The organism is Epibacterium ulvae (assembly GCF_900102795.1).
GTDB classification, from domain to species: domain Bacteria; phylum Pseudomonadota; class Alphaproteobacteria; order Rhodobacterales; family Rhodobacteraceae; genus Epibacterium; species Epibacterium ulvae.
The window spans coordinates 114,210-133,859 of record NZ_FMWG01000009.1 but is presented as its reverse complement, the minus strand read 5'-3'; the positions used below and the strand labels follow the sequence as shown (position 1 = coordinate 133,859).

The following is a 19,650-nucleotide window of genomic DNA, read 5'->3' as shown; positions in this document are numbered from 1 at the left end:
CAGTCCAATTTGCTACAACTTCCTACTCTGGACACCAAAGCAACATCACCACTTTATGTGCAGATTGTTGAGGCGGTCCGCGCGCAGATCAATGCCGGTTCATTGGCACCGATGACGCGTTTGCCAGCCTCTCGCGCACTTGCCACAGATTTAAACATATCACGCAGCACCTGCGTCTCTGCTTACGAACAGTTGATCGCCGAAGGATGTTTGACCTCAAAACGCGGGTCTGGTCTCTTTGTGGCTGAGATTGCACCGTTGAAACCTCAGACAGATCAACCACAGCGTCTTGCTTCCAGCCTTGTACGCTCTCCCCGGTATCTTTCTCCCGGTACGCCAGACGCAGAGCTGTTCCCCGCCCGCGCCTGGGCCCGCACGATTGCCCAAGTCGGGCGCGAAGAGCCCCTTGCCCTCTGTGAAAGATCTGACGCTTTTGGAGATCCGCAACTTCGTACAGAAATTGCCGCCTATGTCGCCCGCGCACGCGGCATAAAGGCGAACCCAGAACAGATCATCATTACAAGCGGCGCGCGCGAGGCCTTGGAGTTGGCGATGGAAACCCTCATCGACGGGGAAGACATCGCTTTAGAAATGCCTGGATTCTCACCAACCTATCGGTATGCGCAGCAGCGGCACTGGCCCATTCGTCCACTTCATGTCAGTGACCAGGGGGCGCATCTTCCCAAAACGGCTGCTAAAATAACGATACTGACACCCTCACATCAATTCCCGCTGGGGGGAGCCATGCCAGTGGCACAACGCCAGCATTTTCTGGACGCGGCGCAAATCAGAGGTGGCTGGATCATCGAAGATGATTTTGACAGCGAGTTTCGCTATCGTGGCCAGCCACTCCCGGCAATGGCCGCTCTGGATCGCCATGGGCGATGCCTCTACGTTGGGACATTTTCAAAAACGTTCAACCATGCCCTTCGGCTGGGCTATCTGATTTTGCCGCCGGTGCTTGTCTCTTTGTTTAGAGCACGTTTTGTCCACCCTAGCGCAGGTGCTGCAATCACAGCTCAGCGGCCCTTGGCGCGCTTTATGGCTTCAGGGCAATATGAACGCCATGTCCGCCGTGCCCGGCGAATCTATGCAGAACGCTATGAGACCGCCTGTGACAATCTAGATGTTTGGCCCGCACAGCTGGGCACCTATACACGCCACCGTGCAGGCATGCAAATCGCTTTTCACCTATCACAAGAAAGCCGACCAGATGATCAAATTTGCCAGCATGCCGTGCAAGAGGGCTATGATCTCACGCCTCTGTCAAAACACACGCCCAAACCCTTTCCCCGCGCAAACGGATTGCTGATTGGATTTTGTGATACCAAGGTTGAGGCACTACCTCCTTTGCTGAACCACCTGCAAAAGATTATCCACACTGTTTAAATTTGCCCGTTTTGTATCTTTTCTTTTGAAACGGTCTTTGTATAAATCACAGTTATGACCATGCACGCAGATATCATTTTATCCGACAAAGCCGCACGCGGCCTGTCTCTGCGTGGCCTACTGCTCCTAATCCGCCTCTGAGCGTGCCATTTGGCGCGTCCGCTCAGAGGGGTTTCGATCGCGCCAGTTTGGATTTGGAACAGAACTTAAGAAAGCATCAGACATGACACCTGCATCCGACACCGATCGCGTATGGATTTTCGACACGACTTTGCGCGACGGCGAACAAAGCCCCGGCGCAACTATGACGCATGATGAAAAGCTCGAAATTGCTGAGCTTTTGGACGATATGGGCGTCGATATTATCGAAGCCGGTTTCCCCATCGCCTCCGAAGGTGATTTTCGCGCTGTTTCTGAAATCGCTGAGCGCTCCAAAAATGCGCGTATCTGCGGATTGGCTCGCGCCAATTTCAAAGACATTGACCGCTGTGCCGAAGCCGTGCGCAAAGCTGCGCAACCACGCATTCACACCTTTATCGGCACGTCCCCTCTGCACCGCGCCATCCCAAATCTCAGCATGGATGAGATGGCCGATAAAATCCATGAAACCGTTACACATGCCCGTAATCTGGTCGATAACGTGCAATGGTCCCCGATGGATGCAACACGCACCGAATGGGATTATCTCTGCCGCGTGGTTGAAATCGCGATCAAGGCCGGGGCCTCGACGATCAACATTCCCGATACCGTCGGCTATACCGCTCCAGAAGAGAGCGCAGACCTGATCAAACGCCTGATCGCAACAGTGCCCGGCGCCGATGAGGTTATTTTTGCCACCCACTGCCACAATGATTTGGGCATGGCGACGGCAAACTCGCTCGCGGCTGTCGCGGGTGGGGCGCGTCAGATTGAATGCACGATCAACGGTCTGGGCGAACGCGCCGGAAACACAGCGCTGGAAGAGGTCGTTATGGCCCTGAAAGTGCGCAACGATATCATGCCCTGGCGCACTAATATCGACACCAAAAAGATTATGCATATCTCGCGCCGAGTTTCGACCGTTTCGGGTTTCACGGTGCAGCCAAACAAAGCCATCGTTGGTAAAAACGCCTTTGCTCATGAAAGCGGCATCCATCAGGATGGTATGCTGAAGAATAAAGAGACCTTTGAAATCATGCGCCCCGAGGACGTGGGCATCGCAGGCACCGCCCTGCCCTTGGGCAAACATTCAGGCCGCGCAGCCTTGCGTGATAAGCTGGATCAACTGGGTTTTGAGATCGGTGACAACCAATTGAAAGATCTGTTTGTTCGCTTCAAAGAACTTGCAGACCGCAAGAAAGAAGTCTTTGATGACGATATCATCGCCCTGATGCGTGTGGGTGAGGATGCCGACGATCATTTGCAACTGGTCTCGATGAAAGTCATGTGCGGCACAGGCGGTCAGGCAGAAGCCATGCTGGAGATGGAAGTCGATGGCAAAGACGCAAGTGCCGTCGAAAATGGCGATGGTCCAGTCGATGCCACCTTTAAGGCCATTCGCAAAATCTACCCAAACACCGCGCGTTTGCAGCTGTATCAGGTTCATGCGGTGACAGCTGGCACTGATGCGCAGGCCACGGTCTCTGTCAGATTGGAAGAAGAAGGGATCATCACCACAGGTGAATCGGCGGATACGGATACGGTCGTCGCCTCAGCACGCGCATACATCAACGCGCTGAATCGCATGATCATTCGTCGGGGCAAAGTCGGCGAAGGGGCCGATACCCGCGAGATTTCTTATAAAGATCTCGCCTAACCCCCCCTTCTGACAGATTGAAAAGGGCGCCTATTGCTGGCGTCCTTTTCATTTGTCGCGCTTTTGTCAGAGCTGGGCAAACAACCGATCGAGCCGCGCAGCTTCTTGGTCTGCCCCAAAAGGCGCATTGACCACAAACAGACCAGAGCCCACCATACGATGCCCCTCGCGCGCGGGTGGAAAACGTACTTCATGGTGCAGAACATTGGGCAACCCTTGATCCAACAGGGATTTGATCATCCCTCTATGTGGTCTATCCTTTAAAATCGGATACCACAGCAAGATCACGCCAACGTTCCACTTTTTGTGTATCTTGGCGATAAAACCGGGAATTTTAGTGTAGTCAGATTTGATTTCATAACTTGGATCAATCACCAACACGCCACGCCGGGGCATCGGCGGAGCCAACGATTGCGCCACTTCAAACCCATCCTGCTGATAAATCTTCGCGCGATGCCCCAACAACGCACTGTGCAAGGCTTCATTTTCCTGCGGATGTAATTCTGCCAGATGCAGACTGTCGTTTGCGCGCAAAGCATTCGCTGCCACCAAAGGAGAACCGGGATAGGCCTGCGCCCCATGTTGTTTTCGCACGTCCCGCAGAATCTGTAACAATGAATGGTCCTGTGCAAGCAGTCCCTCTTGCACGACGCGTTCAATCCCTGCTGCGGCTTCCCCCGTTTTCACAGCCTCTGCTGCATTCAGATGATAAAGCCCCCGCCCTGCATGGGTTTCTATATAGGTCAACGGCTTGTCTTTACGTGTCAGATAAGACAACACCCAAGCCAGAAGCGCATGTTTTTGCACATCAGCCAGATTTCCGGCGTGATAAATATGTTGATATGACAGCATAGCGCCTCTTTAGCCCGATTATTGTTGTTCGAAAAGAGCCATCACGCCCGGATCAAGTTACCAAATCTAAACCCGTTTACGGCACATTGACGACAGATATCCGCCCGCAGAAAGCAGGTCTTTATGCCCCTCAGAATGAGTTTCCATTCCATCATCGCACTGTGCAGCCTTCTGGCACTGCCCGTGACCACAGTGGCGAGCCCACATTCGCTGGTGTCTGATGGTTTCTTTCTGCACAAAACCTCGATACCGCGCAGCCAAGCCCCTTCAAACGGTATGGTCCCCGAAGATCAAGGGCGGGGATCCATCTCTTTGCGCCCGGGTGCTGCCAGCTTGTTTCGGGGGCGCAACGGAGGAAGCCTGTTTGCCCCCAGCATCGCTGCGCCCCCCGCCGCAAAACTGCTCATGAATTTGATCGCCGAAGCCGAGGCAGGCAAATCAGGGTATGATGCTGTCAATTATGGTGCGCGCATTAAGCCCCCCAAACGACCCACTGAAATGACCATTGGAGAAATTTACGCTTGGATCAAACAAACGCCCGGTCAGCCCCATGCCATCGGGCGGTATCAATTTATCCCGGCAACATTGCGACGGTTGGTCAAATTCCAAGGCGTCTCGTTGCAGGATCGCTTTAGCCCAGACATTCAGGATCAACTTGCCCATCAACTCTTGGAGGAAGCAGGCCTAAGCGACTTCAGGGAAGCAAGCATGCCGCGTGAAACCTTTATGTTGAACCTTGCCAAAATCTGGGCCGGACTACCGATGTCTAACGGTAGATCCTATTACGAAGGATATGCGGGCAACAGCGCCGTGCTGAGCTGGTCGCATTTCAGTACTGAATTCCGGCGCATTTTCCCAGGTTAAGCAAGACATCCTCGGTCCGATTCCACATCCTTGGATCTGCGCAATAAAGGTACAAATTGCATCCACGCAGGTGCTATTGCGGCACGACCAAGCGAAAAGGCGCTAGTTCTCCCCAATACGCTCTTTTAAGGCGGCGCTGTGCTGCCTATAAGATCTGCATGGGGACTCCTGTGTGAGGGCTCCCAAAATTATAGTTCTTACAGGGTCCCTACTTTATGGCGCTATTTGGAAATCTTGGCGGTCTGTTCACTTCGGACATGGCCATTGATCTTGGCACGGCAAACACGCTCGTCTACGTCAAAGGTCGCGGTGTCATCCTGTCAGAACCATCAGTGGTTGCCTATCATGTCAAAGATGGGGTTAAAAAAGTCCTCGCCGTTGGCGAAGATGCGAAATTGATGCTGGGCCGCACACCCGGTTCTATCGAAGCCATCCGCCCCATGCGTGAAGGGGTGATCGCTGACTTTGACACCGCAGAAGAGATGATTAAGCACTTTATTCGCAAAGTGCATAAGCGTTCAACGTTTTCCAAGCCAAAGATCATCGTCTGCGTGCCGCATGGCGCCACTCCTGTTGAAAAACGCGCCATTCGCCAATCAGTTCTATCAGCTGGCGCACGCCGCGCCGGGCTGATAGCGGAACCTATTGCAGCAGCCATCGGGGCAGGTATGCCAATCACGTCCCCGACTGGGAATATGGTTGTCGATATCGGTGGCGGCACCACCGAGGTTGCCGTCTTGTCCCTAGGTGACATTGTGTACGCCCGTTCTGTGCGCGTTGGTGGCGATAGAATGGACGAAGCCATCATCAATTACCTGCGACGACAGCAAAACCTTTTGGTAGGGGAAGCCACGGCTGAACGCATTAAAACCTCAATCGGGACAGCGCGTATGCCCGATGATGGCCGCGGTCAGTCCATGCAGATCCGAGGACGTGATTTGCTCAACGGTGTGCCAAAAGAGATTGAAATCAGCCAAGCGCAAGTTGCTGAAGCCCTAGCAGAGCCGGTGCAGCAAATCTGCGAAGCGGTTATGACCGCTTTGGAGACGACACCACCTGATTTGGCGGCAGATATCGTCGACCGGGGGGTTATGCTTACCGGTGGCGGAGCCTTGCTGGGGGATCTGGATCTGGCCTTGCGTGAGCAAACTGGTCTTGCGGTTTCTATTGCCGATGAAAGCCTGAATTGCGTCGCCCTTGGCACCGGCAAGGCATTGGAATTTGAAAAGAAATTGCGTCACGCAATTGACTATGAAAGCTGAGGCGTAGCTGCGCCTACGCGGCGCAGCCTGCACGACGCCCGAAAGGAGCGATTTGGCCCGAGACCGGTCTCAGCGTGAAGATTACGTAACCCCGCTCCGTCGTCTGCTGGTCGGGCTTCTGTGCTTATGCCTTTTTGCCTTTTTTATCGTCTGGCGCATCGACAATCCCCGTGTTGAACGGTTTCGAGCAAAAGTTGTCGATCACGTTGTCCCCAATATGGATTGGATGATGGCACCGGTTACAGGCACCATCAATCTGCTGCGAGACTTTCAAAGCTATCAACGCCTGTCCGAACAAAATCAAGAATTGCGCTCTGAACTGCGCCAAATGCGCGCCTGGAAAGAAGCCGCCCTGCAGTTGGAACAGGAAAATGCACGTCTGCTAGACCTGAACAATGTCCGCCTTGATCCCAAACTGACCTATATCACGGGCGTTGTGATGGCAGACAGTGGCTCCCCCTTTCGGCAATCTGTCTTGCTGAACATCGGCTACCGTGATGGCGTTCAGGATGGCTGGGCAGCAATGGACGGAATCGGCCTTGTCGGGCGCATTTCAGGTACCGGAAAAACCAGCGCCCGTGTTATGTTGCTTACAGATCCAGCAAGTGCGATCCCAGTTGTCATTCAACCCTCGGGACAATCCGCTTTGGTTTCAGGTGACAACAGCATATCCCCAACGCTAAATTTTCTTGAAAACGCAGATCTTGTTCGCCCAGGAGACCGTGTGATCACATCAGGCGATGGATCCGTTTTTCCCGCTGGCCTCTTGGTTGGGCAGGTTGCACAGGACCGCACAGGACGACTGCGCGTTCGCTTGTCTGCCGATTATGAACGCCTCGAGTTCCTTCGTATCCTGCGCCACCACGGCACCGAAGTTATCAACGATCAGGGAGGTCTGATCGTACCAGATCCTGATGCATTGACTCCCCGTGGCCGTCCCCAAAATCTGGAACTTTCACAAGAGGCTGCGCCCAGCGATGGCTAGTGCCCCACAAGCGCGCCTGTGGATGATGCGCCTTTTGTTCCCTGTTTTGTGTTTCGGTATCGTATTTGCGCATCTTTTACCTTTGAACACGTTACCAAAGGGCTGGGCTCCTCCAGATCTGATTCTATGCATCGCTTTGGTATGGGCCACACGACGCCCCGATTACATTCCAACGCTTTCTATTTTTTTCACCCTCTTGATGGTTGACCTGCTGCTCTATCGCCCCCCCGGTCTACTTACGATGCTGACATTGCTGGGGTGTGAGTTCCTCAAATCCCGCGTTCAGGCACACCGTGAAACGGCTTTTATGAGCGAATGGCTCACTGGAGCTATCGTGATCAGCGCCATCACACTCGCTAATCGCATGATTTTGAACCTCACCAATACGGAACAGGCAACTTTGACGCTTTCCATGATACAGATGATTATGACAATTATAGCGTATCCCCTGCTGGCGGTGTTTTGCCAAAGCGTTCTGAACGTACGCAAGCTCTCTCCCAGCGAAGCTGACGCCATGCGAGGTCATTGATGAAACGCGCCCCAAAAGATCAAGATCGAAGCCACCGTGTCTTATCACGGCGCGCATTGCTTTTGGGTGGTGTTCAACTTGGATTTGCAGGCGGACTTGCTGCCCGCATGCAGTACCTACAGGTAGATCAAGCCGATGAATTTCGCTTACTCGCGGAAGAGAACCGCGTAAATTTTGAACTTTTACCACCAGCCCGTGGGCGTATTTTTGATCGCAATGGTAAAGTTATTGCACAAAATTCCCCATCCTATCGCATTGTAATCGTTCCGGAAAACAGCGACGATGTTGAAGTTGCCATCTCTAGGCTGCGCAAACTAATCGATATTCCAGATGAAGATATCGAAAAAGCCATGGTGGATATCAAGAATTCCCGTCCCTTCCATCGCATCACGCTTTCAGATCAGGTTGCTTGGGAAGATATCGCAAAAGTCGCCGCCAATGCACCCGCGCTGCCGGGTATCTCTCCTGAGGTCGGCCTGACACGCATATACCCGCAAAATGCAGATTTTGCACATGTGGTGGGATATGTGGGGCCTGTATCAGACTACGATCTGTCTAAAATGGAGAATCCAGATCCTATTTTGCTCACCCCTCGCTTTCAGTTTGGAAAAGTCGGGTTTGAAGCCAAACTCGAAGAACAATTGCGCGGTAAAGCTGGCACCAAACAGGTTGAAGTCAACGCCTATGGGCGAATAATGCGGGAACTTGGCCGTCGGGAAGGTGAGGCTGGCGGCGACATGCAGCTGACCCTCGATGCAGATCTTCAGGCTTATACCCAAGCACGCCTAGGCAATGAAAGCGCAAGCGCCGTCGTAATCGATTGCGAGACCGGCGATTTACGCGCCATCTCCTCATCTCCCAGCTTTGATCCTAATCTTTTTGTACGGGGGATTTCTGGACCCGACTATCGCTCTTTGACCAGTGATCCTTACCGCCCCCTTGCCAACAAAACAGTACAAGGCACCTATCCTCCGGGATCTACTTTTAAAATGATTGTGGCGCTTGCTGCACTTGAAGAAGGTATCGTTGGAACCGAGGACACAGTTTGGTGCCCCGGCCATCTAGAAGTCTCAGGCCGTCGTTTCCATTGCTGGAAACGTGCAGGTCATGGTCATGTCAATCTGAACGAGTCTCTCAAAGGCTCTTGCGATGTTTATTATTATGATCTCGCCATCAAGGTCGGGATCGAAAAGATCTCTGCAATGGCGCGGCGTTTTGGCTTGGGTATTCGCCACGACCTACCGATGTCAGCGGTGGCAAGTGGATTGGCCCCTGACAAAGAATGGAAAAAACAAAGCTACGATCAGGATTGGCTGGTTGGTGACACAGTGAATGCCTCAATCGGGCAAGGATATATGCTTGCCTCACCGATGCAATTGGCGGTCATGACCGCACGATTGGCCACTGGGCGCTCTGTCACGCCACGACTTTTGAAATCAATAGATGGCGTTGAGCAACCTTCGGGGGCAGGCGAAAGCCTTGGCATGAACGAGAACATCTTGCGCGTGGTGCGGCGGGGCATGTACTCCGTCAGCAACGAACGCCGCGGCACAGGCTATGGTAGCCGCATTGTCAGCGAAGACATGCGCATGGCAGGCAAGACTGGCACCAGCCAGGTGCGTAATATCACCGCAGCAGAACGCGCTGCAGGTGTCATTCGCAACGAAGATCTACCTTGGGAGCGCCGAGATCACGCATTATTTGTAAGCTTTGCCCCCTATGATAATCCAAAATTTGCGATCTCAGTTGTGGTCGAGCATGGCGGCGGTGGATCCAAAGCTGCAGCACCAATTGCGCGTGATATCCTATTGCAGGCGCTTTACGGTGGCACACCACCGCTTGAAGCCTACCCAAAAGCAGATCGTAGCCGGATCAAAGCCCTGCAGGAGCGACTGCAACGCGAACAGGAAAAAGCCCATCAATCATCGTTGAAAGATCAAGCATGACCTACTTGTCCAACAACGCACAGACCATCCCAAGCGGGTTTCGCAAGGTTCTCTATCTGAACTGGCCACTGCTTTTGCTGACGATCACTATCGCAAGCGTTGGCTTTTTGATGCTCTATTCGGTGGCAGGTGGGTCTTTCTCAACTTGGGCGGAACCCCAAATGAAACGGTTTTTGCTTGGCTTAGGGGTGATGCTTTTTGTAGCTATCATTCCAATCTGGTTCTGGCGAAATATATCTGTACTGGCTTATCTAGGCGCTTTTGGTCTTCTCATCGCAGTTGAATTTTTTGGCAGCGTCGGCATGGGGGCACAGCGGTGGATCGACCTTGGTTTCATGCGCTTACAGCCGTCCGAGTTGATGAAAATCACCCTCGTTATGCTGCTAGCAGCCTATTATGACTGGCTACCTCCAGAAAAGACATCGCGCCCCTTCTGGGTAATACTGCCCGTTGTTATGATTTTGGCCCCAACTGCATTGGTCTTGAAACAGCCTGACCTTGGGACCTCAATTCTGCTGATGGCTGCAGGCGGCGGTGTTATGTTTCTCGCGGGCGTTCACTGGGCCTATTTCGCTGCAGTCATTGCATCTGGCGTGGGTCTTGTTGCCGCTGTCTTTCAAAGTCGAAGCACGGAATGGCAGCTTTTGAAAGACTATCAATATCGCCGGATTGATACGTTTTTGGACCCATCCCAAGACCCTTTGGGCGCGGGGTATCACATCACACAATCCAAAATCGCACTTGGTTCGGGCGGCTGGTCTGGAAGGGGTTTCATGCAGGGCACTCAGTCCCGGTTGAATTTTTTGCCTGAGAAACACACCGACTTTATCTTTACGACGCTCGCAGAAGAATTTGGATTTGTCGGGGCGTTCAGTCTGCTGAGCATCTATATGCTGGTCATCATTTTTGCGATTGCTGCGGCGATCGCAAACAAAGACCGGTTCTCCTCTCTGCTTACAATGGGGATTGCACTGACATTCTTCCTGTTCTTTGCGGTGAACATGTCGATGGTCATGGGGTTGATGCCGGTTGTGGGTGTGCCTTTGCCAATGGTGTCCTATGGTGGCTCCGTTATGCTCGTCCTGATGGGGGCCTTTGGATTGATCCAAAGCGCCAATATTCACAGACCGCGCTAAATCAAACCGAAGGCACAGATGATAAATATCCAGTTTTCCGCTTCTGAGACCGCATGGGCAACATATCAAGATACTATAGTCGCAGCCTGTGCCGCGCATGATCTTGAAATTGATTTACGCCAAGATCATGCCGCCGAAAACGTGGATTACATTATCTACGCACCCACTTCGGATCTGCAAGATTTCGCACCTTATACCCGGTGTAAAGCGGTGCTTAGCCTTTGGGCGGGGGTCGAACGTATCGTGGGCAATTCGACACTGACCATGCCTTTGTGCCGCATGGTTGATCCAGGATTGACGGCAGGTATGGTTGAATGGGTGGCCGGTCACGTATTGCGCTATCATTTAGACCTGGACCGCAGCCTTCAGACCCAGGACCTCTGGGCGCCAAAAATCCCGCCTCTCGCCCAGCAGCGGCAGGTGAGCATATTAGGCCTTGGAGCCTTGGGCACAGCCTGCGCAACAGCGCTAGCAGCTTTAGGGTTTTCGGTCACAGGCTGGTCGCGCTCTGCAAAACACGTTGAAGGCATTACGTCCCAACATGGTGAAGCAGGTCTAAAAAGCGCTCTGCAAAACGCCGAAATTCTGGTTCTTTTACTGCCAGACACAGGTGCAACCCAGAATATCTTAAATGCAGACCGGCTTGCGCTCCTCCCGCAGGGGGCACGCATAATCAACCCCGGACGCGGCACATTGATTGACGATGCGGCCCTTCTGGACAGCCTCAACAGCGGCCATATCGCCCATGCCACGCTGGATGTTTTTCGACAAGAACCGCTGCCCCAAGAGCACCCGTATTGGGCACATCCCCATGTAACAGTCACGCCCCATATCGCTGCGGAAACACGGCCAATCACCGCATCAGACATGCTGGCCCTAAACATTGCCAGAAGCGAAAGCGGTCAACCACTGTTACATGAGGTTGACCGCCAGTTGGGCTATTAAGCGGCAAGGCCGCGCCCCTTAAGCAAGGCCTCTACTCCCGGCAGTCGTCCCCGAAATGCGCGATACAAATCTGCCGGATCTTGTGATCCACCTGTCGAAAGAATGCAGGCTTCCAATGCTTCAGCGCGGCCTTGATCGAATGCGCTGCCCGCCTCTTCAAAGGCTGCAAAAGCATCTGCATCCATAACCTCGGACCACATATAGCTGTAATAGCCGGAACTATATCCGTCCCCTGAAAACACATGTGCAAACTGTGGTGTCGCGTGGCGCATTTTGATGGCGTTTGGCATACCGATTTCCGCGAGCACTTCGGCTTGTTTTTCCATCGGATCACGCGCGGCCTCTCCTTCATGAAAGGCCAAATCAACCAAAGCAGATGCTACATATTCAACAGTCTGGAATCCCATATCATAGGTCGCAGCACCCAATACCTTTTGCAGCAGGTCTTCTGGCATCGCTTTGCCCGTTTCGGCATGCAACGCAAAGTCCTGTAACACTTCTGGCACTTCCAGCCAATGTTCATAAAGCTGCGACGGCAGTTCTACAAAGTCACGCGCAACTGATGTACCGGAAATGCTTTCATAAGTTACATTGGACAGCATCTGATGCAAAGCGTGGCCAAATTCATGAAACAAAGTACGGGCATCATCCCAGCTGAGCAAAGCGGGCTCTCCCGCAGCGAAATTGCAGACGTTGATCACAATAGGCGTCTGCACCTCTGGAAACTTAGCTTGGCTGCGCATTGCAGAACACCAAGCCCCAGACCGTTTAGAGCCACGCGCAAAGTAATCGCCGATGAACACCGCAACGTGTTGACCACCGCGTGTCACCTCCCACGCGCGACAATCCTTGTGATACAGAGGCACATCAAGCGGTGAAAACTCCAGTCCAAACAAACGATTGGCACAAGCAAAAGACGCTTTGATCATCTGTTCAAGCTGCAGATAAGGCTTTAATTCTGCTTCATCCAAATCATGCTCTGCGACACGGCGTTTTTCCGAATAATATCGCCAATCCCAAGGCTCCAGATCGCCGTTTATGCCGTCGGCATGCATCATTTCAGTGAGTATTTTTGCGTCAGCTTCCGCCTGCGCCTTGGCCGGTTGCCAAACATCCATCAAAAGATTGCGCACTGCATCTGGCGTTTTTGCCATTTCAGTTTCCAGCTTGTAGGTCGCAAAACTATCATAGCCCAATAAGCCAGCGCGTTCTTTGCGCAGCCCCAGAATTTCAGCAGCAATTTCCCGATTGTCAGTCTCGCCCCCATTTGCACCTCGGGCCACAAAAGCCTTAAACGCCGCTTCACGGAGATCTCGTCGCGGTGAGAATTGCAGAAACGGCGTGATCACAGACCGCGACAGGGTGACAACAGGGCCATCCTGCCCTTTTTCCACACCAGCAGCACGGGCAGCCGACACCACAAATTCTGGCAACCCTTCCAGATCGTCTTCAGTCAGGGGCAGGAACCATTCGCGCTCATCCGCAAGCAGGTTTTGGGTAAAGCTGGTTCCCAAGGTTGCCAAACGTCCTTTGATTTCTTGCATCCGCTGATCATCTGCACCTTCCAATGCGGCGCCACCACGCACAAATCCACGATGGGTCAACATCAACACGCGCGCCTGTTCGTCAGTCAAATCCAGCGTGTCACGCTTGTTCCATACTGCCTGCACCCGTGCGTAAAGCGCCTTATTTGCGGTGATCGCTGAGAAATGCGCCGCCAGTTTTGGAGAGAACTCCCGTTGCAACGCTTCACGCGCAGGATTGCTGTCGGCGCCTGCAACAGTGAAGAACACCGACAAAACCTGTTCAAGCGGCTGGCAGGGCGTTTCCAACGCTTCGATCACATTGGCAAAACTTGGTGCTTCGGTGTTCGTTGCAATTGCCTCAATCTGATCTTTGTGTGCGTCAAGCGCAGCCTCAAGCGCTGGAGCAAAATCTGCGTCTGAAATCTCAGAAAACGGAGCGAGCCCAAATGGGGTTTGCCAGTCTTTCAACAAAGGGTTCGTCATCGTATTTTCTCCTCCGGCGGGCGCGATTTGATTTTATAAAACCACACTATCGCGCTGCTGTTTCAATTCTCTTGATGCGGCGTTCCGCAGGTTGCGCAATAGGGGTCTCGTTTTAAAGAAATGCGGCGAGTTTCCCCATAAAGCGCATCATAAATCAACATCGCACCTTTAAGCGGAGTGCCAGCCCCCGTGATAATTTTGATCGCCTCTACCCCCATCATCGCACCTATGACGCCAGGCAAAGGCCCCAAAACGCCAGCTTCCGCACAAGAAGGAGCCAATTCGGCTGCAGGTGCCTGAGGGAAGATACATTGATAACATGGTGCATTATCAGCTGGGTGAAAAACGGAAACCTGACCTTCCCATTGTGTCAACGCGCCTGAAATCAATGGCTTGTTGAGCGCAACCGCCGTACGGTTCACACGATAGCGCGTCTCAAAATTGTCGGTGCCATCCAAAATCAGATCATAATCCGCAAAAAGCTCTGTCGCGATCTCTTCGGTTAGTTTGCGATGATAAGGACGCACGGTCACATACGGATTTTGTGCAACCATTGCGGCCTCAGCTGAAAACACTTTAGCCATACCAATACGCGCGTCCGTATGAAGCACCTGACGTTGTAGATTAGTGTTCTCAACCTCATCATCGTCAATAACGCCAACCGTTCCAACACCAGACGCCGCAAGATACTGAAGCACGGGTGAGCCAAGCCCCCCTGCCCCAATCACAAGCACCTTGGCTTGCTTTAATTTTTTTTGCCCAGCGCCTCCGATTTCACGCATGACGATATGGCGGGCATACCGGTTGAGTTCTGTCTCACTAAAGGCATCATTCGAGGTCTGCGTATCAGTCAATTTTTGCTCCTCATGGTGCTTTGCGCGGTTGCGCAACCGCTGCAGGCCTTTGCTATAGGCAAACACCATCAAGCCCAAACTGCCAAAAATCAGCCACGGTGCAACCGATCCACCTGTCGCCAAGCGTAAAGGTTGCTCAGCCGGGAGTGTCAGCTGCATGATCACAATCGCGCCGTACAAAAGCAAAAGCAGTGCAATGCGCATGGGTTTAGATAGCGCAATCAGGCGCCCTCCCCACCAGATTAGCCCTGCAAGGCCAAGGACTACTGCCATATATGCTCTCCGACGCTCGCCACCAATCCGCTATCCACGCCCCGTTGAACCTAATCCACCGTCTCCGCGTTGGGTTAAGGATAGATCTTCAACCTCCAACACATCTGGATGCAAGACCGGCGCAATGATGGCTTGTGCAAAACGATCCCCGTGATTCAAAACCGTGGCTTCTTCCCCCAATTGAAAAAGCCCGACATAAATGATCCCGCGATAGTCTTCATCAATTGTGCCGGGACTATTGGGCACAATCACCTTATTTTTGATCGCCAGACTGGAACGAGGCCGAATTTGCATTTCGGTGCCGTGCGGCAGTTCCACGTGAAATCCTGTCGAAATCAGATGCACATGCCCGGGCGTCAACGTCACTGGTCCTTCAGGAAGGAAAGCCCGCAGATCCATTCCCGCAGCGCCTGCGCTTGCATAAGACGGCAAAGGCAATTCGTTGCCTGAGACACGTTTGAATTTGACAATCTGAGCCATAGTTTTCTCTGTGTTGTTTTATCTACGAAATATAAGTCAATGCGGCTGCGATACGCTCGGCCAACTGTTCTGCGACGGCCTCTTTAGACATTCGGGGCCAGTTTTCGGCGCCCTCCTCGCCAATCAACACGATCGCGTTTTCCGCACCACCCATAATCCCGGTTTCAGGTGAAACATCATTCGCAACAATCCAGTCACAGCCTTTGCGCACCCGTTTGGCGGTCGCGTTTTCAAGCACATCATTGGTTTCTGCGGCAAACCCAACAACCAGCTTAGGACGTTCTACAGTGCGCTGTGCAACTGTTCGCAAAATATCTGGGTTTTCACCAAATTGCAGATGCGGCAAACCATCCTTGGATTTCTTTAACTTGCGGTCGCTCGCGGTTGTCACATGCCAGTCAGCAACGGCTGCTGCAAAAACAGCCGCATCTGCGGGCAAAGCCGCCTCAACAGCTGCGGCCATCTCACGGGCGCTTTCCACCGCCACCACTGCGACGCCCGCCGGGGGCGCAACGCGCGCCGGGCCCGTGATAAAAACGATTTCAGCGCCAAGCGCGCTCAGAGCACGGGCCAACGCTGTCCCTTGCGCACCAGAAGAACGATTGGCGATATAGCGCACCGGATCAATCGGTTCATGTGTCGGACCAGAGGTCACAATAATCCGTTTGCCCTGCAAAGGCCCTGCTTTGAAAAACACCTCGATTGCCGCGCGAATATCCTCAGGTTCTGCTAATCGGCCAGGACCAAACTCTCCGCAGGCCATGCCCCCGTCGGTCGGACCAACGAAATCCACGCCATCTGCCTGCAATTGCGCAACATTGCGCTGGGTCGCAGGGTGTTCCCACATACGTACATTCATCGCAGGTGCAACAAGCACAGGCGTATCTGTCGCCAACAACAGGGTAGATGCCAGATCATTTGCAACACCTTGCGCCATTTTGGCCATAAGATCAGCGGTTGCAGGCGCAACAACAATCAAATCGGCGCTACGCGACAGTTGAATATGGCCCATCTCCGCTTCTGCTGTCAGATCGAATAAATCACGATGCACTGCCGTTCCTGCCAATGCAGATACAGAAAGCGGTGTAACAAACTCTTCCCCCGCTTTGGTCAGCACTGGCGTCACCCGTGCGCCCACATCTTGTAAACGCCGGATCAACTCAAGCGATTTATAGGCTGCAATGCCGCCCCCAATAATCAAAAGAATATGTTTGCCTGCCAGCATATCTACGCCCCTGCCCTCGCTCAGGAGGCCAGTCTATAAGGTGTCGCACAGAAGGGGAACGCCTATTAAGTGGATCTACCCCCTTGTTACAGGATAATCATTGCAGCAATGCACGAACCTCATGGGCATGGGAATCCAGTGATTTACGCATCTTTTGAAAGGCTGCAGCCTCCAATTGCCGTACACGTTCCTTGGACAAGCCAAGTTCTTGACCTAGGCTTTCCAGGGTTCGCGGACGTTCTTCCAGTTTACGCGCCCGCACGATCAATTGCTCACGTTCACTCAGATCATTCATTGCGCCAGCAAGCCAGCGACGCAAGCAAGACCGGTCCATCGTGTCCTGTACAATCTCCTCTGCCTGCGCGCATTCATCTTCCAGCGCATCAATCCATTCACGTCCGTCGTCGTCACTGGATTGGATCGCGTTCAAAGAAAAATCCGAACCCGACAACCGGCCATCCATCAACTCAACATCCCGCAATGGAACCCCGACCTCGGTGGAAATTTTTTGAAGCAATTGATGTTTGTCTAGCGCCACACCCTCCACCTGTGCTTCACGCTCCAACTGAGCTTGCACACGGCGCATATTGAAGAACAACGACTTCTGCGACGCGGTGGATCCTGTGCGAACCATGGACCAATTGCGCATGACATATTCCTGAATAGAGGCTTTGATCCACCAGACCGCATAGGTGGAAAAGCGCACGCCACGGTCCGGATCAAACTTATCAGCAGCCTTCATAAGCCCCAGCCCTGCCTCTTGAATCAAATCATTCATCGGGGCGCCGTAACGTTTAAATTTTCCGGCCATCGATATGGCAAGCCGCATATAAGCCATGATCAATCTATGCAGCGCTTGTTCATCACGATGGTCTCGCCATGCATAAGCAAGTTTCAGTTCGGTTTCAGCGTCTAAAAGCTCTGCTTTCATCGCTGTTTTGGGCAACGGATTCGCGAGGGAGTCGTATTGGGCCATGCTTCTCCTCCATAGACAGATAAACTTAGTACGATCTGCAAACGGATTTGGATCACTGAAGACAGTCACCAAAACAACTCCGCCAATACAGCACACACCACTCTACGTAGACAAACAGGCTGAGATAACTTGTCTTAACCGTGCTGGCCCTATAGCCCTGTGGTGTCTTTTGGATTGGCGAGGCAGATACATGCAGGGTTCAGTGACACTCATTCTGGGCGGCGCAGCCTCGGGGAAATCCGCCTACGCGGAACAGATTTGCCACCGTTCAGGCAAGGATCGCGTTTATTGGGCCACGTCCCAGATCTATGATCAGGAAATGCGCGAAAAAGTCGATCGTCATATCGCCCAGCGCGGGGACGGTTGGCGCACTCATGAAGAACCGATGCAGGCTCACAAGGTTCTGTCAAAATTGTCGCAAGATGAAATCTGTCTCATGGACTGCGCTACCCTTTGGCTTACCAATCATCTTCTGGCCGAACACGATCTTGAAACCGCACAGGTACAGCTTTTCACAGCGATTGATCAATGCGCCGCTGAGCTCGTCATCGTGAGCAATGAAACCGGTATGGGTATTGTTCCAGAGAATGCGCTGGCAAGACGTTTTCGCGAAGCGCAAGGGCGTTTGAATATCGCATTAGCAGCACGCGCAAACCGGGTAGAACTAGTGGCCGCAGGATTCCCTATAACATTAAAGAGCCCGTCATGAGCAAAACAGAATTTTTTCTGATCCGCCACGGCCCAACCCATGCAAAATCAATGGTGGGCTGGTCTGATCTTCCGGCCGATCTCAGCGATACAGCGATGTTGAAACGGATATCAGCGGCGTTGCCTAAAGATGCGCTGCTGATCAGCTCTGATCTAACCCGTGCGATCGCTACTGCTGATGCACTGCAAGGCACGCGAACACGGCTCAGGCATGACAAAAAGTTACGCGAAATCCACTTTGGAGCGTGGGAATTGCGGACTTGGGTTGAAATTGACGCAGAAAGCCCGGATCATATCCGTGCCTTCTGGGAAACACCAGGTGACATCGCACCGCCCGACGGCGAAAGCTGGAACGACCTGCGCGAACGTGTTGATGCCGCATTTGACAGGCTGTTAGATCAATATGCGGGGCAAAAAATCGTTGTCGTCGGACATTTTGGGCAGATCCTCACCCAAGTTCAGCGGGCATGTGCATGGTCCACACCACGCGCATTTGAGCAAAAGATTGACAATCTATCAGTCAGCACTCTTTCACATTACGATGGTGTCTGGTCTTCGAGTAGAATAAATCAAATTTTGTGATAACAAAATCGACATATATTCATTTTTGAAATGAATTACTTCGCGATACCATACATGAGCGACTTCCAGACATCCTAAGGTCTTTATCATGTATGATTTGTATATCGGCAACCGTTTGTTCTCTAGCTGGTCTTTGAGAGGCTGGCTTATGCTGGAACAATTCAATCTCCCACACAAAGTGCATATGGTTGGGCTCTATTCCGGGACCATGGCGGAAGATCTCAAACCTCTTGCCCCTGCTCGACTGGTGCCAACGCTAAAAACAGAAGAAGGCTTGGTTGTCGGTGAAAGTCTAGCAATTGCAGAGACACTCGCGGAGCGCCACCCCGATGCGCAGCTCTGGCCACAAGATCCAACCGCACGCGCAACTGCACGATGGCTTTGTGCTGAAATGGTTGGTGGGTTTGCACATCTGCGCGAAGATTGTCCCATGCAGTTGCGCCATATCTGGCAGGGTTTTAACCCCTCTGATGCCGTGAGAGCGGATCTCAACCGTATTGAAACACTCTGGTCCCATGCAAAGTCGGTGAAGGCCGTTGATGGGCCGTGGCTTTTTGGTGCTTATTCTTTGGCCGATGTTTTCTATACGCCTGTTGCGGCACGTATTATTGGATATGATCTGCCCGTCTCTGCAGAGGCCTCGGCCTATTGCAAAGCGCTCTTATCTGAACCCGCAGTCAAAGCCTGGCGTCGTGATGCTTTAGAAGAGACCTATGATCCGATGCCGTATGATTTGTCATTGCCCCACCGGGATTGGATTTGAACTAAAGATTTAATGTCACCTTAATGGTGTCGTTAATGTTTCGGAAACCATGATGGCAAAGGCTCTTTGAAAAACAG

The 19,650-nt window shown here is 52.7% G+C and carries 18 protein-coding genes; 12 read left to right on the top strand and 6 right to left on the bottom strand.

What is annotated here, in order from left to right:
• The first annotated feature begins 9 nt into the window (after window positions 1–9).
• Complete coding sequence (gene pdxR / locus BLP79_RS14410) at window positions 10–1,389, top strand: MocR-like pyridoxine biosynthesis transcription factor PdxR (protein WP_090220111.1); 1,380 nt, start codon at window positions 10–12, stop codon at window positions 1,387–1,389.
• 223 nt (window positions 1,390–1,612) lie between these two features.
• On the top strand, window positions 1,613–3,184 hold the full coding sequence (locus tag BLP79_RS14405) for a 2-isopropylmalate synthase (RefSeq protein ID WP_090220108.1): 1,572 nt from the start codon (window positions 1,613–1,615) through the stop codon (window positions 3,182–3,184).
• 66 nt (window positions 3,185–3,250) lie between these two features.
• On the opposite strand, the gene BLP79_RS14400 is transcribed toward BLP79_RS14405, so the two are convergent.
• Window positions 3,251–4,036, bottom strand: coding sequence for a 23S rRNA (adenine(2030)-N(6))-methyltransferase RlmJ (locus BLP79_RS14400; RefSeq protein ID WP_090220105.1), 786 nt, complete (start codon window positions 4,034–4,036; stop codon window positions 3,251–3,253).
• Window positions 4,037–4,159: 123 nt separating this feature from the next.
• On the opposite strand from BLP79_RS14400, the gene BLP79_RS14395 reads away from it, so the two are divergent.
• From BLP79_RS14395 to BLP79_RS14365, 7 genes are all read left to right on the top strand, one after another.
• Window positions 4,160–4,900: a lysozyme family protein gene (locus BLP79_RS14395; protein ID WP_232716568.1), complete on the top strand. Its 741-nt coding sequence runs from the start codon at window positions 4,160–4,162 to the stop codon at window positions 4,898–4,900.
• A 215-nt stretch (window positions 4,901–5,115) separates the two neighbouring features.
• Window positions 5,116–6,162 carry a rod shape-determining protein gene (locus BLP79_RS14390; protein WP_090220104.1) on the top strand — a complete coding sequence of 349 codons (1,047 nt, stop codon included), beginning with the start codon at window positions 5,116–5,118 and terminating at the stop codon, window positions 6,160–6,162.
• Window positions 6,163–6,214: 52 nt separating this feature from the next.
• Complete coding sequence (mreC, locus tag BLP79_RS14385; protein ID WP_090220101.1) at window positions 6,215–7,147, top strand: rod shape-determining protein MreC; 933 nt, start codon at window positions 6,215–6,217, stop codon at window positions 7,145–7,147.
• On the top strand, window positions 7,140–7,676 hold the full coding sequence (locus BLP79_RS14380) for a rod shape-determining protein MreD (protein ID WP_090220099.1): 537 nt from the start codon (window positions 7,140–7,142) through the stop codon (window positions 7,674–7,676). Before mreC ends, BLP79_RS14380 begins: the two co-directional genes overlap by 8 nt.
• Complete coding sequence (mrdA, locus tag BLP79_RS14375) at window positions 7,676–9,622, top strand: penicillin-binding protein 2 (protein ID WP_090220096.1); 1,947 nt, start codon at window positions 7,676–7,678, stop codon at window positions 9,620–9,622. Before BLP79_RS14380 ends, mrdA begins: the two co-directional genes overlap by 1 nt.
• Window positions 9,619–10,758, top strand: a complete 1,140-nt coding sequence (gene rodA / locus BLP79_RS14370; protein ID WP_090220093.1) for a rod shape-determining protein RodA — start codon at window positions 9,619–9,621, stop codon at window positions 10,756–10,758. The genes mrdA and rodA overlap by 4 nt, the downstream gene beginning before the upstream one ends.
• 18 nt (window positions 10,759–10,776) lie before the next feature.
• Entirely contained in the window at window positions 10,777–11,703 is a 927-nt protein-coding gene (locus BLP79_RS14365; RefSeq protein WP_090220091.1) for a 2-hydroxyacid dehydrogenase, read from the top strand.
• Here the strand turns inward: BLP79_RS14365 and BLP79_RS14360 are convergent.
• The 5 genes from BLP79_RS14360 to BLP79_RS14340 all read right to left on the bottom strand — a co-directional run bounded on the left by BLP79_RS14360 (window position 11,700) and on the right by BLP79_RS14340 (window position 17,520).
• The gene (locus tag BLP79_RS14360; protein ID WP_090220090.1) at window positions 11,700–13,712 is read right to left on the bottom strand and encodes a M3 family metallopeptidase; all 2,013 of its coding nucleotides are present in this window, start codon (window positions 13,710–13,712) and stop codon (window positions 11,700–11,702) included. The two genes, BLP79_RS14365 and BLP79_RS14360, sit on opposite strands and share 4 nt — an antisense overlap.
• Window positions 13,713–13,774: 62 nt before the next feature.
• Window positions 13,775–14,839, bottom strand: a complete 1,065-nt coding sequence (locus tag BLP79_RS14355; RefSeq protein WP_090220087.1) for a HesA/MoeB/ThiF family protein — start codon at window positions 14,837–14,839, stop codon at window positions 13,775–13,777.
• Between the two features lie 30 nt (window positions 14,840–14,869).
• Entirely contained in the window at window positions 14,870–15,319 is a 450-nt protein-coding gene (gene dut / locus BLP79_RS14350; protein ID WP_090220085.1) for a dUTP diphosphatase, read from the bottom strand.
• A gap of 22 nt (window positions 15,320–15,341) precedes the next feature.
• A complete protein-coding gene (coaBC, locus tag BLP79_RS14345) occupies window positions 15,342–16,544 on the bottom strand; it encodes a bifunctional phosphopantothenoylcysteine decarboxylase/phosphopantothenate--cysteine ligase CoaBC (protein WP_090220083.1) in 1,203 nt (400 codons plus the stop codon).
• A gap of 97 nt (window positions 16,545–16,641) precedes the next feature.
• Window positions 16,642–17,520 carry an RNA polymerase factor sigma-32 gene (locus BLP79_RS14340; RefSeq protein WP_090220082.1) on the bottom strand — a complete coding sequence of 293 codons (879 nt, stop codon included), beginning with the start codon at window positions 17,518–17,520 and terminating at the stop codon, window positions 16,642–16,644.
• Window positions 17,521–17,722: 202 nt separating this feature from the next.
• Here BLP79_RS14340 and cobU point away from each other — a divergent pair, with 202 nt between their 5' ends.
• The 3 genes from cobU (at window position 17,723) to BLP79_RS14325 (ending at window position 19,573) form a co-directional block, all read left to right on the top strand.
• Window positions 17,723–18,229, top strand: a complete 507-nt coding sequence (cobU, locus tag BLP79_RS14335; protein WP_408607957.1) for a bifunctional adenosylcobinamide kinase/adenosylcobinamide-phosphate guanylyltransferase — start codon at window positions 17,723–17,725, stop codon at window positions 18,227–18,229.
• Window positions 18,226–18,810: a histidine phosphatase family protein gene (locus BLP79_RS14330; RefSeq protein WP_090220078.1), complete on the top strand. Its 585-nt coding sequence runs from the start codon at window positions 18,226–18,228 to the stop codon at window positions 18,808–18,810. Before cobU ends, BLP79_RS14330 begins: the two co-directional genes overlap by 4 nt.
• 88 nt (window positions 18,811–18,898) lie before the next feature.
• Window positions 18,899–19,573, top strand: coding sequence for a glutathione S-transferase (locus BLP79_RS14325; RefSeq protein WP_332835869.1), 675 nt, complete (start codon window positions 18,899–18,901; stop codon window positions 19,571–19,573).
• Window positions 19,574–19,650: the final 77 nt, after the last annotated feature.